Raw genomic sequence first — 13,465 nt, forward strand, 5'->3', positions numbered from 1 at the left:
TCGGTGCTGCGGGCCCCGGGCGCGGTGGTTCGGGCGGCCGGGGTGTTGCTCCGTGCGGGGTGCGCAGCCGGGCGGGCCCGGCACGCTCGGGGCGCGCGGCTCCGAGGCGGCACGCCTCAAGAACTCTCGCGGCCGTCTTCATGTCACTGCCTGCTAGGGAAACCGGTCAGACCCGGTCCAGGGGTCGGTGCGGACCGTTGGGAAGCTCTACTTCGATGGTGTCGCCAGGGCGCACTACGCCGCCTTCCCGCACGATGCTCATGATTCCGGCTTTGCGCACACCGTTCCCCGCCTCATCGCGACCGACGACCTGCTTCAAGAGACCGTCCCGGAAGATGTTGATCTGCAGGCAGGGATTGCGCAGGCCGGTCACTTCCAGGACGGCGGAGCCACCCATGCGCAGCAATGTGCCGACCGGCAGACCGAGCAGATCGATGCCGCCCGTGGTGATGTTCTCGCCAAGTTCGCCGGGCGCCACCTTGAAGCCTTCTTCGCCAACCTCGGCGAAGAGCTCTTCATGAATGAGGTGGACCTGGCGCAGGTTCGGCCGGGTGGGATCCTGCGCGACGCGCGAGCGGTGCTTGACCGTCATGCCAGCGTGCACGTCCCCCTCCACACCAAGTCCGGTGAGCAACCTGACGCTGTCCCGGTTCGGCTTGGTGAACGCATGCTTCCCGTTGCTACTGACCGCCGTCACTCGCCCCTTCATACCTCGAAACCCTCTCGTCGGTAACCGTGATCAGTCACGAGCCCAGCCCTCGCCCCTCACGGCACAGCATCCACGATCCTCACGGGTGAGGCCGTTGGTGCGGAGAAGCGGGCGAGGGCCCTGGGGCAGCCCGGGGCCCTCGTACCGTCTGCGGAGTCAGTCGCGCGCCGGTCCGGCCGGCGATCGTAGGCGGCGGGCTTCGAGGAACGTGGCCAGCGCGTAGGCGCCGCCGCACGCGGTGGCGAGGGCCCAGTGAAGGCGGGGGGCTTCGAGGAAGAGCACGGCAGCGGAGGTCAGGGCGAGCCAGATGCCGAGGCAGTAGTGCAGCACGTTGCGGCGTACGGCTCCTTCGGCGAGGTAGAGCAGGCCGACGATGATGCCGGATCCGGCGGGCCATAGGACGGTCTGGAGCTCCGGCGCGTCGAGGACCGAGGTCAGGCCGGTGATGGCGAGGGCCAGGGCGGCGAACCCCGCGATCCAGGCGGTGCCGAGCAGGGTGCCGGAGAGGATTTCCGCTGCGGGGGCTCCGCGTTGGGCCCGCAGGGCGGCCGCGGCGGCCAGGACGATGCCGGTCACGAGACCTGCGCCCAGCAGCACCGTGGGGAGCCATGCGGGCAAGCCGAGCAGCGGGCTGTCGCCGTGAGAGGCTGCGGCGGCACCGTGGCCGAGCAGGTAGGCGAGTCCGAAGCCGGCGTACGCCGCACGGTTGTCGACCTCGCTCGGTCGACGGGGGCCGGGGTCGGGACGGGCGCCGCCGGGCGGCGGGAGGGTGGCGGTACTGGTCACGGTGGAGGTCTCCGGGAGTGGGGAGGGGAGCGGACGGGCGCCCGGGGCGGGGGCGGGTGGCGCACCTTGGCGCGGAGGGGGCTGCCGGGCTGACGCCGACGCTCCCGGCCCGGGTGCGGGGGCGCTGGTCAGGCAGACTGTTCGGCGTGGGCCTTGAGGCAGTCGAGCCAGTTCTGCAGGGACGTCCTGAGGGCCGTGGTGAGTGTGTCGGGGTCGGCGGCGACGGGGGCTCCGCTCCAGGACTCCTCGGTGCGCACGACGACGCCTCCGCCGGCCGCTTCGAAGGTCCACACGTGGATGCCGGCGATGCCCTGGACGGTCCCGTCCCAGACGATCCGTTCGCCGGGGACGACCTCGCGGACGGTGGAGGTGATGCTCATGCCGTGGGTCAGCCACGTGAAGGGGGTGCCGACCGCCATCGGGCCGTCGAGGCGGGCCTGGTCGACACCGGCGTTCCAGGCCGGCCAGGCGTCGACGTCGGTGTGCACCGACCAGACGGTGGCGAGGGGCGCTTCGATGCGCGTGCTGAGGCTGACCACGACGGGGGCGGTCGTGTCGATGGTGTACATGCGGTGTCCTTTCGGTTCGCGGAACGGGTCGGGTCGGCTGCGGTGGGGGGCGTCGGGTCCGGGGTCAGGGGGCGGGAGCGGGTGCGTGCTGCGCTGCCTCGCCCTGTGCGGGCGGGGTGGTGGCTGTGCGCGGGCGGCACGGGAGGAGCGCCCGGCAGCGGCACCGTCCCCGGCGGGTGAGCGGCAGCGCGAGGAGCGCCGAGGCCGCGAGGATCACGGCGGAGACCCCGAAGGCGGCCCGGTAGCCGGCGGTGAGGGCTTCGAGGCTGGGCTGGTGGCCGCCCGCGCTCGCGGTGACGGATCCGGCCAGGGTGGCGAGGGCGGCGAGGCCGATCGCGCCGCCCACCTGCCGGGTGGTGTTCACCAGTCCCCCGGCCAGGCCGGTGTCCTGCCGCGGGACGCCGTCCACGGCGAGGGCGGTGAGCTGGACGAAGGCGACGCTGAGGCCCAGGCCGACCAGGACGCTGGGGCCGAGGATGTCGACGAGGTAGGTCCCCTCGGCGGTCATCCGGGACAGCCACAGCATGCCCGCGGCCTCGGTGAGCAGGGCCGCGACCACGGTCGCGGTGGCGCCGACACGCCGGGAGATCCGGGGTGCCGCGACGGCGCCGAGCATGTTGGCCAGGGCGAGGGGCAGTTGGCCGGCCCCGGTGGTCAGCGGGCTCATGCCGAGGACCTGTTGCTGGTAGAGCGGCAGGAAGAAGAACAGCGCGATCCACACCGACCCCAGCAGCGCCATCAGCAGGTTGCCCGCGGCGACCTGCCCGGTGGCGAAGAGCCTCGGCGGTATGAGGGCGTCCGTCTGCCGGCGTTCGACGACGGCGAAGGCGGCGAGGAGCACGGCGGCGGCGAAGAGGGCGGCGAGCACTCCGGCGTGCGTCCAGCCCAGCGCCCGTGCGCTGGTCAGTGCCCAGACCAGGCAGGTCAGTGCGAGGGTGACAGTGGCGGTCCCCAGCAGGTCGAACCGGCCGCTGCCACGGGCGGCGTCCCGGGGTACGAGCACGGCCGCGGCCGCCAGCACCAGCCCGGCGCCGAGGACGGTGATGTGGAAGACCCACGGCCAGCCCCACGCCTGGGTCAGTACGCCGCCCAGCAGGACGCCGACCGCGCCGCCCGCCCCGGAGACCGCTCCCCACACCCCGAGGGCTCTCCCCCGGGCGGGGCCGGGTGGGTAGAGGTCCATCGCCAGGGCGAGCGCGGCCGGGGCGATGACCGCGGCACCGAGGCCCTGCACGGCGCGGGCGGCGATCATCAGGCCCGGGGAGGCGGCGAGTCCCGCCGCCAGCGACGCCGCCGCGAACACCGCCAGGCCGGCGAGGAGCACCCGGCGGCGACCGAGGAGATCGGCCGCCCGGCCCCCGGCGAGGAGCAGCGCCCCGAACGCCAGGCCGTAGGCGTTGACCACCCAGGTGGTGCCGCCGTCCGACAGGCCCGCCCCGGCCCGAATCTGCGGCAGGGCCACGTTGACGATCGAGGTGGCCAGCATGACGGTGAACTGTGCGGCGGCCAGCGCCGCGAGTGCGGGCCCCGGGCGGGGCGGGGCGTCCGGGGTGTCCTTCGTGCGTGCAAGGGTCATGGCGCACAGACTCGGGCCGGGCGGTGTCCACTTTCCATGCCCGGCGGAGGCGGCGGCTGTCCACTGCTGTCCGCACCTGTGCAGGTGCCCCCGGCGGCGCGCGGGCCCGGCCGGTCCGGTGCCCGCGCGGGTGATCGGCCGCACCGGCCCGTCCTCGCCCGGGTGGTCCGGGCGGCGCTACGGGCGGCGGTGACCGTACGAGCGCGGCCGGGGGGTGGTCAGGCCGGGGCGTTCCACGCGGTTGTCAGCCCGTCCAGCCAGGCGGGCGGCAGCTCGACGGCGTCCCACTCCTCGCGCAGTTCGCGCGGTGCGGCGGCGAGCCGCTCCAGCACGGCGATGCTCGTGGCGGAGTGAAGGAGCGAATAGCGGCCGTGCACGCTGATGGCGCTGCCCGGTCCGTAACCGGCGAACATCCGCTCCAGCCGGTCCTTGTGGCGGGTCGCGAACTCCGTCAGCCGGCCGGCGTACCCGGCCCGCTGCCGGGGGCTCATCGTGCCGAGGACCGCGGCGAGGACCTCGTCCGTCACCTCGGGATCCAGCTCCGAGACCTCGGTGAACGACAAGTACAAAGGGGTGACGGCCACGCGGGCCCGTTCCACCTCCATGCGTCTGGCTCTGGGGTGCTCCCCCGCCGGTCCCTGCTGTCCTGCCGCGCCGACGGCCCGTACCAGGGTCCGCTCGGCGACGGCGCCGAGATCCGCCAGGACGGCTCGGGCGCCGACCCCCTCCCCGCCCTTCTCCTCAGCAGCGCGGTGAGCGGCGCTCAGCTCGTCGTGCGCGAGAGCCAGGGCGCCCGCTTCCAGAAGCCCGAGCAGCTGCCGGGCGTCATCGGACGGGACTCCCGCCCGCGCAAGGAGCTGCAGCAGCGTCGCCCTCGCGTTCTCGACGCTGACCTCGTCCGGCCACTGCCGCCCCCCGTCGGCCACGCTCATCGGTTCCTCCTCAGCCCTCGCATGGTGCGGTGGATGCGACCTTCGCACCGCTTCCCACCCTTGCCCCTGCACCGCCCCGACGGCCGGGGAACAGCGATCAAGGGCACCGTCGCCCTTGATCCTTCCAGACCGCCGTCACGGCCGCAGGCCCGCTCGCCTGAGGGCGATTTCGGACAGGGCGGAAATGACCCCCCGGTCGCCGCGGCGCCAGGCATCGGCGAGGCCGCCCGGCGGGGCGGGGACCGCCGCGAGCTCGGCCGGAGGTCCGGTGAGGGCCCGCAGCGCGAGCAGGTCGGCGCCTCCGGGGGCGTCGCGCAGGCGGCGCATGGTGGCGCTGCGACGGATCCAGCGCAGTCGGAGCGGAAGCCACAGCAGGAGCACGAGGGCGACGGGGACGACGATCAGGCCGAGTGCGGCCAGGAACGCCACTTGGCCGACGATGTCCTGGAGTGACTGTCCTGCGTCGGCGAGCCCGCTGCCGGCGTCGGCCGCGGCCCGGAACGGCGTCTTGAGGAGGTCACCGACGAGCGGTACCCGCGAGGCCGTCTCCCCGGCGTCGTCGAGGGCGGCGGCCAGGCTGTCGCCGGAGCTCTCCACCTTCCGTCCCGGCTCGGCCAGCTGCATGATCGCGCCGTGCACGGCGAGGGCGAATCTCACCGCGGCGGCGATCAGGAGCAGCGCGATCAGGTCCGCAAGGATCTGGCGGTTCCGCCGCGCGGGGATCTGGGCGTAGAGAAGCAACGGCTGCTCCTGTTCCGGTCACGTCGTCGGGGCGGGCCGGCCGAGCCCGGCCGGTCGCTCGACCGTACGTCGCGCCCGGTCCTTCCCCGGGTGTCCGCGGGGCAGGTCCGCGAGACGTTGCCGGGTTGGCGCAGCGCCGGACGTCACGGACGGCTCGTCGCCCCCGGTGGAGCGGGCGACCCGGACCGGCGCCGGCTCGTTCCGTCGAGCTCCGGCCTCCGCCACGGCGCACCCTCGGTGTCGGAGGACGGCCTGTCGTCAACGCGAGCACGGGCCCCGCGTCCTCGTCCTATTGCCCGGCGGGGGCGGGGCGGGAGGACACGGGGCCGACGGAGCCGTTGGGGCCGACGGGGCCGTCAGGCCAGCCAGGGCTTCCAGACGGACGCGTTGCGTTCGACCCACTTCTTCGCCGCCTGCTGCGGTGACAGCTTCTCCTCGGCGATCATCAGCGACACCTCGTTCTGCTGGGCCTTCGTCCAGCGGAACTTCTTCAGGAAGTCGGCCGCTTCACCGCCCGACCGGGCGAACCGCGTGTTGAGGTACTTCTGCAGCGGCGTGTGCGGGTAGGCGCAGGCCACCTTCTCCGGGTCGTCCGCGCAGCCCTCGGTGTACTCGGGCAGCTTCACCTCGGTCATCGGGACCCGATCGAAGAGCCACTGCGGCTCGTACCAGTAAGTGAGGAAGGGCTTGTGCTCCTTGGCGAACTGCTTGATCTGCGTGATCTGGGCAGCCTCGGATCCGGCGAAGACCACCTCGTAGTTCAGGCCCAGATTCTTCACCAACGCCTTGTCGTTCGTGACGTAGGACGGCGAGCCGTCCATCAGCTGCCCCCTGCCGCGGCTCTCTGGGGTGCGTAGCTGGTCCGCGTACGTGTCGAGGTTCTTCCAGTCGGTGACGTCGGGATGCGCCTCGGCGAAGTACGTGGGGACGAACCAGCCGATGTGGCCCGTCACTCCCAGGTCGCCGCCGCGGGTGACGGTCTTCTTCCCCTCCACGTACCGCTTTTCCTGCTCGGGGTGGCCCCAGTCCTCCAGGATCGCGTCGACGCGCCCCTGGCTGAGGGCGTCCCAGGCGGGCACCTCGTCGACCTGGACGGTGTCCACGCGGTAGCCCAGCTCGTGTTCGAGGAGGTAGGCGGCGACGGCGGTGTTCGCCTGGGCGCCGACCCACGACTGAACGGAGAGGGTGACCGTCTTGGCGCCCTGCGCGGCGGCGTACGGGGAGGACTGGCGGGTCATGTCGGCGGCCCCGCAGCCGGTGAGGACGGCGAGTCCGGTCGCAGCGGCGAGGACGGCCACGCCCTTCCGGCGGCGCAGGGGGCGCAGGGGGTGGGTGTCGCGCATGTCAGGCCTCCTTCGCGGGCTGGGTGACACGGTCGAGGAACAGGCCGAGGCAGACGATCGCGGCGCCGGCCACCAGGCCGGTGGCGAGGTCGCCCTGGGCGAGGCCGAGGACGACGTCGTAGCCGAGGGCGCCGCCGCCGACGAGGCCGCCGATGATGACGACGGCGAGGACCAGTACCACGGCCTGATTGACGGCGAGCAGCAGTGCGGGGCGGGCGAGCGGCAGCTGGACCTGGCGCAGCAGCTGGGAGCGGGTCGCGCCGAGCGAGCGGGCGGATTCCACGGCGGCCGGGTCCACCTCGCGCAGGCCCTGCACGGTGATCCGGACGACTGCGGGCAGCGCGTACACGATCGCGGCGGCGGCGGCCGGGGCGCGGCCGACGCCGAAGAGCGCGACCACGGGGATGAGGTACACGAACTGCGGCAGGGTCTGGCACGCGTCGAGGACGGGCCGCAGCAGCCGCTCCGCCCTGGCGCTGCGGGCGGCTCCCACAGCGATCGCGAAGCCGAGGACGAGCGTGACGGCCACGGCGGCCAGGACCTGGGACAGCGTGTCCAGGGAGGCTTCCCACACACCGAGCACGCCGACGGCGGCAAGGGCGAGGACCGCGGTCAGTGCGGTGCGCCAGGTGCCCACGCGCAGGGCGAGCGCCCCGGCCAGGAGCAGGAGCAGCCACCAGGGGGCGGCCTGGAGCCCGCTGCGCAGCGGGTCGAGTATCCAGCCGGTGAACCGGGCGGCCCAGTCGGCGGTGCCGCCGACGACGGGTACGCCGGAGTAGAGGTGGTCGGTCATCCAGGCGACGGCCGAGTTCACCGGATCGGCCAGGGAGACGGTCCAGGAGTCGGGCCATACGGTGGTGCCGGTCATCCGGCCGGCGACGGCGGCGGCGACCGCCGCGAGGAGGGTGAGCAGGCGGCCGTACCCGCCGGCGAACACCCGTCGCAACAGCGGCTGTTCGCCGGCCGGTACGGTGTGGGCGCCGAGTCGGCGGCCCGCGGCATCGGCGGTGCGGTCCAGGACCACGGCGAGCAGGACGATCGGAATGCCGGCGGTGAGGGCGGCGCCGACGTCGACGGAGGCGAGGGCCTGGTAGACGCGGTCGCCGAGGCCGCCCGCGCCGATCACCGAGGCGATGACGGCCATGGACAGGCCCGTCATGATGGCCTGGTTGACGCCGAGCAGGAGCTGTCGACGGGCGAGCGGGAGGCGGGCGGTCAGCAGCCGCTGGCGGCCGGTGGCGCCGAGCGAGGCGGTCGCTTCCATGACGCCCGCGTCGGCCTCGCGCAGGCCGAGGGCGGTGAGGCGGGCCATCGGCGGGGCGGCGTAGACGACGGTGGCGAGGACGGCGGCGGGCACGCCGATGCCGAAGACCAGCACCATCGGCAGCAGGTACGCGAAGGCCGGCAGGATCTGCATGGTGTCGAGCACGGGGCGCAGCAACCGGTCGGCGCGCCGGGAGAGCCCCGCGGCGAGGCCCAGGACGGCGCCGATGGCGACGGAGGCGGCGACGGCGACGACCATCAGGGCGAGGGTCTGCATGGTCGGCACCCACATGCCGAGCAGTCCGCAGGCGGCGAAGGCGGCGGCGCAGGTCAGCGCGAGGCGGACGCCCGCGAGGCGCCAGGCGACCAGGGCGGCCAGGGCGGTGACCCCGGTCCATCCGGCGGCCAGCAGGAGGACGTACACGGCGCGGACGCACACCACGACCGCGTTGCTGACGTGGCCGAAGAAGTAGAGGAACAGCGGGTGGCTGTCGCGGTGGTCGATGATCCAGTCACCGGCGCGTCCGAGCGGGTCCGAGAGGTCGGCGGCGAGGGCCGCGGGCCAGCTGCCGGAACCCGGGAAGGCCACGGCGAGCGGGACCAGCAGCACCAGGGCGACGCCCATCGGGACGAGGAACGCGCGGCTCGCGAGCGGGCCGCGCGGGCCTCTGCGGGGACTGTCCTGAGCGGTGGCCGCGGCCGTGGAGGAAGCCGGCCGGGCCGCCGCGGGCCGGACGGAGGACGGTCGGGCCTGCGCGGGCAGCGCCGCACGGGAGCCGGCCGGCGCATGGGTCGGGGTCGGGGTCGCGGTCATGCGCACCACCTCCGGGGGTCGGGGACAAGGGTCGGGGGGCGTTCGGGGCAGGTCATGCCGCCACCCCCCGCCCGGTCGGGTCCGGGAGGCCGGCCACGACGGCGAGCAGCCCGGCGTCGTCCACGACGCCCAGGCAGCGGCCGCCGTCGACGACGCGGGCCGGACCGCCGCCGCGGGCGACGGTCTGGATGGCCTCGGCCACGGTGGTGGCGGGGTCCAGTGCGGGCCCCTGTTCGCTCTCCCCGGCGGTGGCGGGGCGCATCGCAGCGCGGACGGTGAGCACCTGTTCGCGCGGGACGTCGCGGACGAAGTCCCGTACGTAGTCGTCGGCCGGCGAGCCGACGATCTCCTCGGGCGTGCCGAGCTGGACGATGCGGCCGTCGCGCATCAGCGCGATCCGGTCTCCCAGGCGCAGGGCCTCGGTGAGGTGGTGGGTGATGAAGACCATCGTGCGGCCCTCGTCGTGGTGGAGGCGGGCCACCTCATCCTGCATCTCGCGCCGGATGAGGGGGTCGAGGGCGCTGAACGGCTCGTCGAACAACAGCACTTCGGGGTCGGCGGCCAGGGCACGGGCCAGGCCGACGCGCTGCTGCTGGCCGCCCGAGAGCTGGCCGGGGCGCCGGTCCTGCAGGCCGTCCAGGCCGACCTTGGCGAGGAGTTCGGCGGCCTTGGCCCGGCGGTCGCCGCGTGCGACGCCCTGGATCTCCAGTCCGTACGCCACGTTGTCGAGGACGGTGCGGTGCGGGAGCAGACCGAAATGCTGGAAGACCATGGCGGCACGGTGGCGGCGCAGTCCGCGCAGCCGGGCGGTGTCCATGGCCAGGACGTCCTCGCCGTCGATGGCCAGGCTGCCGGCGGTCGGCTCGATGAGCCGGGTGAGGCAGCGCACGAGGGTGGACTTGCCGGATCCGGACAGACCCATCACGACGAAGACCTCGCCCTTGCGGACGTCGAAGGTGACGTCGCGGACGGCTGCGGTGCAGCCGGTGCGCTCGCGCAGTTCGGCGGCGGGCAGGTCGGCGGCGGCGGAGCCGGGGATCTTCGCGGCGGCCTTGTCGGGGCCGAAGACCTTCCAGAGGCCTTCCACGGAGAAGACGGAGGACCCGGCGGGGCCGTCGGCGGGCGCGGTGGTGGGGGTGGCGGGCGCGGTGGCGGTGGCGGTGGCGGTGTTCATCGGGCGTCACCCTCCCGGGCCACCAGCTCGGCTGCCTTCTCTCCGACCATGAGCACTCCGATCATCGGGTTGACGGCGGGCATCGTCGGGAAGACGGAGGCGTCCGCGATGCGGATGCCCTGGAGCCCGCGGACCTTGAGGTCCGGTCCCACGACGGCCGCGGGGTCGTCGTCGGCGCCCATCCGGCACGTGCCGGCCGGGTGATAGACGGTGTGCGCGACGGAGCGGGCGTAGGCGCTCAGCTCCTCGTCGCCGGTGATCTCCGGGCCGGGACACACTTCGCGTCCCAGCCAGCCGGCGAGCGGCTCGGTCGCGGCGATCTTCCGGGCGAGCTTGATGCCGTCGACCAGGGTCCGGCCGTCGTAGTCGTCCTCGTCCGTGAAGTAGCGGAAGTCCAGGGCCGGTTTCACCTCGGGGTCCGCGCTGGTCAGGTAGAGCCTGCCGCGGCTGCGCGGCTTGGGGATGTTCGGGGTCATCGAGACTCCGTGCGCGGGGCGCTGGTAGCCGATGCGCTCGGGGTTGTCGGTGAAGGGGACCTGGTAGAAGTGGAACATCAGGTCGGGCCCGGCCGATGCGGGGTCGCGGCGGACGAACAGGCCCGCGTCGCTGTCCATCGCGGAGTTCTCGGGCAGGGGGCCGTCGGTCTCCCAGACGATCACCGATTCGGGGTGGTCGAGCAGGTTCTCCCCGACCCCGGGCAGGTCGTGCACCGGTGGGATCCCGAGGGCTTCCAGGTCCGCGCGCGGGCCGATGCCGGAGTGCAGCAGCAGCCGCGGGGTGTCCACGGCTCCGGCACACACGAGTACCTCTCGGCGTGCGGTGACCAGGGACTCCGTGCCGTCCGAGGCGCGTACGCGGACTCCGCGCGCCCGGGTGCCGTCGATTTCGAGGCGGTGGGCCCAGGTCTCCAGGAGGATGTGGAGGTTGGGGCGTTCGTCCATGACGGGGTGGAGGTAGGCCACCGAGGCGGAGGACCGCTTGTTGTCCTCGGGGTGGTAGGCGAGGTCGAAGAAGCCGACGCCCTCGTGGAAGGGCTTGCGGTTGAAGCCCTCGACGTGCGGGACGCCCAGGGCGGTCTGCGCGGAGTCGACGAAGTCGCGTGCGATGGCGTTGCGGTCCTTCTCCGCCACCGGAACGATGTTGTTGAGGAGCTTGTCGAAGTACGGGTCCATGGCGGCCGCGTGCCAGCCCTCGGCACCCGCCTCCGCCCACTCGTCCCAGTCGGAGGGGAGCGGCTTGAAGGAGATCAGGGTGTTGTGCGAGGAGCAGCCGCCGAGGACGCGGGCGCGGCTGTGGCGGATGTGCGAGTTGCCGCGGGGCTGCTCGGTGGTGGGGTAGTCGTAGTCGAGGTCTCCGCCGAGCAGGCCCATCCAGCGGCGCAGGGTGAGCACGTCGGGGCGGTCGACGTCGCTGGGGCCGCCCTCGATGACGGCCACGGTCACGTCCGGGTCCTCGGTCAGGCGGGAGGCGATCACCGAGCCGGCGGTGCCGCCGCCGACGACGACGTAGTCGTACTCGTGCTCGGGCTCGGGTGCCGTGGGGGTGGGGGCGGGTGTGGGGGTGGTCATGGTTGTGCTCCTCCTTCAGCCCGCGAACCAGCGCACGGGGCGCGGGGCGAGGTTCTGGTACACGTGCTTGGTCTCGCGGTACTCGGCCAGGCCCGAGGGGCCCAGTTCCCGTCCGGTGCCGGACTTGCCGAAGCCGCCCCACTCCGCTTGCGGGAGGTAGGGGTGGAAGTCGTTGATCCAGACGGTGCCGTGGCGGAGCAGGCCCGCCACACGGCGACCGCGGCCCGGGTCGGAGGTCCAGACGGCGCCCGCGAGGCCGAATTCGGTGTCGTTGGCGAGTGCGACGGCCTCGGCCTCGGTGCGGAAGGTCTCGACGGTCAGGACGGGTCCGAAGACCTCCTCCCGTACGACGCGCATTCCGCGGTGGCAGCGGTCGAGTACGGTCGGCCGGTAGAAGTAGCCGGGCCCGTCGGGACGTTCGCCGCCGCACCGGAGCACTGCGCCCTCGGCGAGGGCTGAGGCCACGTAGTCCTCGGTTCGTTCGCGCTGGGCGGCGGAGACCATCGGCCCGCACTCCACGCCAGGGTCGGTGCCTCGGCCGAGGCGGATCCGGTCGGCCCTGCGGGCGAGTTCGGTGACGAAGCGCTCGGCGACGCCCTCTTCGACGATGAGCCGGGATCCCGCGGAGCAGACCTGGCCGCTGTGCATGAAGGCAGCGTTGAGGGCTTGGTCGACGGCGGTGTCGAAGCCGTCCTCGGTGGCGCAGGCGTCGGCGAAGACGACGTTCGGATTCTTGCCGCCGAGTTCGAGGGCGACCTTCTTGACGGAGTCGGCGGCCGCGCGCATGACCTTCGTACCGCTGGTGAGGCCGCCGGTGAAGGAGACGAGGTCGACGCCGGGGTGTGTGCTCAGACGGGCGCCGACCGGGTCTCCGGGGCCGGTCACCAGGTTCGCGACGCCGGCCGGCAGACCGGCCTGGGCCAGCAGGTCGATGAGGGCCACCGTGGACAGCGGCGTGATCTCGCTGGGCTTGAGCACGAAGGTGTTGCCCGCGGCGAGGGCGGGGGCGATCTTCCAGGAGGCCTGGAGGAGCGGGTAGTTCCACGGGGTGATCAGGGCGCAGACCCCGACGGGCTCGTGGACGACGACGCTGTGGACGTCGGGGGTGCCGGCGTCGACGACGCGGCCGGCGCTCTCGCCGGCGACGAGGTCGGCGAAGTAGCGGAAGGCGTCGGCGACGCAGTCCACGTCCACGCGTCCCTCTTCCAGGGTCTTGCCCGCGTCACGGCTCTCCAGCAGGGCGAGGCGTTCGCGGTCGCGCTGGAGCAGGTCTGCGGTGCGCCGCAGGAGCGCGGCCCGCTCCAGGACGGGGGTCTGGGGCCACTCCCCTCCGTCGAAGGCCGCGCGGGCGGCGCTGACGGCCGCGTCGGTGTCTGCGGTGCCGCCCTCGGAGACGACGGCGAGGACCGTGGCGTCCGCCGGGTCGAGGACCTCTCGGGTGGCTCCTGACACGGCGGAACGCCAGGTCCCGGCGATGTGGATGGTCGGCTGCTCGGACACGACGCGCTGTACCTCCGATTCCGGCCACCGCGGCCTTCCCGCGGTGGTGCTGCTCGGGCGCGCCTGCCCCGACCCTCGGAAACCATGTCCCATTCGTCACTGGAAGTGACGGGAGTCACTCCCCGTTGCCCCACCGGGAAATGGGACAAAAATTTACATATGGGGCAGTCCTCGACGGGGCGCCCTGGGGACGGGCCCGGTCGGCCGGGCTCGCCGACGGGACCGCACCACGGGCATCGGGGCCACGACGGGCGCACACCCGGAGGGGCGGCCTGAGGCCGCGTCCGGCGGGAGGAATCGTTCACGCCGCCGCATTCGAACCGGCAGCCAAGGACCCGGCCAGCGGCTCGCCGGTCAGCCGGGCCCCGCTCCAGGCCGGCCTCGCCAACGCCCGGGCCCGCAAGACCCGCTTATCCGCCCGTGTTGAGCAGCTGGAGAAACGGCAGTCGCACACGCTGGGAGCACAGGGCATAGCAGGAACCAGGGCCCG

Annotated in this window: 11 protein-coding genes; all 11 read right to left on the reverse strand. The window is 73.5% G+C overall.

From position 1 onward, the window contains the following. Nucleotides 1–166: 166 nt before the first annotated feature. The gene (locus tag AW27_RS00435) at nt 167–709 is read right to left on the reverse strand and encodes an MOSC domain-containing protein (RefSeq protein WP_172671268.1); all 543 of its coding nucleotides are present in this window, start codon (nt 707–709) and stop codon (nt 167–169) included. 156 nt (nt 710–865) lie between these two features. After that, nucleotides 866–1,495: a hypothetical protein gene (locus AW27_RS00440; protein WP_037917571.1), complete on the reverse strand. Its 630-nt coding sequence runs from the start codon at nt 1,493–1,495 to the stop codon at nt 866–868. 128 nt (nt 1,496–1,623) lie between these two features. After that, on the reverse strand, nt 1,624–2,064 hold the full coding sequence (locus tag AW27_RS00445; protein WP_037917568.1) for an SRPBCC family protein: 441 nt from the start codon (nt 2,062–2,064) through the stop codon (nt 1,624–1,626). A 64-nt stretch (nt 2,065–2,128) separates the two neighbouring features. Then, nucleotides 2,129–3,640 carry an MFS transporter gene (locus tag AW27_RS00450; protein WP_052030183.1) on the reverse strand — a complete coding sequence of 504 codons (1,512 nt, stop codon included), beginning with the start codon at nt 3,638–3,640 and terminating at the stop codon, nt 2,129–2,131. 218 nt (nt 3,641–3,858) lie between these two features. Beyond that, the gene (locus AW27_RS00455) at nt 3,859–4,572 is read right to left on the reverse strand and encodes a hypothetical protein (protein WP_037917566.1); all 714 of its coding nucleotides are present in this window, start codon (nt 4,570–4,572) and stop codon (nt 3,859–3,861) included. Between the two features lie 135 nt (nt 4,573–4,707). After that, the gene (locus AW27_RS00460) at nt 4,708–5,313 is read right to left on the reverse strand and encodes a hypothetical protein (protein ID WP_052030182.1); all 606 of its coding nucleotides are present in this window, start codon (nt 5,311–5,313) and stop codon (nt 4,708–4,710) included. Between the two features lie 356 nt (nt 5,314–5,669). Continuing rightward, entirely contained in the window at nt 5,670–6,656 is a 987-nt protein-coding gene (locus AW27_RS00465; RefSeq protein ID WP_052030181.1) for an ABC transporter substrate-binding protein, read from the reverse strand. 1 nt (nt 6,657) lies between these two features. After that, nucleotides 6,658–8,544, reverse strand: coding sequence for an ABC transporter permease subunit (locus AW27_RS00470; RefSeq protein ID WP_106967538.1), 1,887 nt, complete (start codon nt 8,542–8,544; stop codon nt 6,658–6,660). A gap of 241 nt (nt 8,545–8,785) precedes the next feature. Continuing rightward, nucleotides 8,786–9,907, reverse strand: a complete 1,122-nt coding sequence (locus AW27_RS00475; RefSeq protein ID WP_037917563.1) for a quaternary amine ABC transporter ATP-binding protein — start codon at nt 9,905–9,907, stop codon at nt 8,786–8,788. Then, a complete protein-coding gene (locus tag AW27_RS00480; protein WP_052030180.1) occupies nt 9,904–11,475 on the reverse strand; it encodes a GMC family oxidoreductase in 1,572 nt (523 codons plus the stop codon). The genes AW27_RS00475 and AW27_RS00480 overlap by 4 nt, the downstream gene beginning before the upstream one ends. A 15-nt stretch (nt 11,476–11,490) precedes the next feature. Continuing rightward, nucleotides 11,491–12,975 (reverse strand): aldehyde dehydrogenase family protein, encoded by a 1,485-nt coding sequence (locus AW27_RS00485; RefSeq protein WP_037917560.1) that lies wholly within the window; start codon nt 12,973–12,975, stop codon nt 11,491–11,493. Between the last annotated feature and the right edge of the window lie 490 nt (nt 12,976–13,465).

The organism is Streptomyces sp. PCS3-D2 (genome assembly GCF_000612545.2).
Taxonomy (GTDB): Bacteria; Actinomycetota; Actinomycetes; order Streptomycetales; family Streptomycetaceae; genus Streptomyces.

What these genes read in the sequence shown, in the direction of transcription:
- AW27_RS00480 (WP_052030180.1), bottom strand. Translation starts at nt 11,475, where the DNA reads ATGACCACCCCCACACCCGCCCCCACCCCCACGGCACCCGAGCCCGAG.
- AW27_RS00470 (WP_106967538.1), bottom strand. Translation starts at nt 8,544, where the DNA reads ATGGGCGTCGCCCTGGTGCTGCTGGTCCCGCTCGCCGTGGCCTTCCCG.
- AW27_RS00475 (WP_037917563.1), bottom strand. Translation starts at nt 9,907, where the DNA reads ATGAACACCGCCACCGCCACCGCCACCGCGCCCGCCACCCCCACCACC.
- AW27_RS00435 (WP_172671268.1), bottom strand. Translation starts at nt 709, where the DNA reads ATGAAGGGGCGAGTGACGGCGGTCAGTAGCAACGGGAAGCATGCGTTC.
- AW27_RS00450 (WP_052030183.1), bottom strand. Translation starts at nt 3,640, where the DNA reads ATGACCCTTGCACGCACGAAGGACACCCCGGACGCCCCGCCCCGCCCG.
- AW27_RS00445 (WP_037917568.1), bottom strand. Translation starts at nt 2,064, where the DNA reads ATGTACACCATCGACACGACCGCCCCCGTCGTGGTCAGCCTCAGCACG.
- AW27_RS00455 (WP_037917566.1), bottom strand. Translation starts at nt 4,572, where the DNA reads ATGAGCGTGGCCGACGGGGGGCGGCAGTGGCCGGACGAGGTCAGCGTC.
- AW27_RS00465 (WP_052030181.1), bottom strand. Translation starts at nt 6,656, where the DNA reads ATGCGCGACACCCACCCCCTGCGCCCCCTGCGCCGCCGGAAGGGCGTG.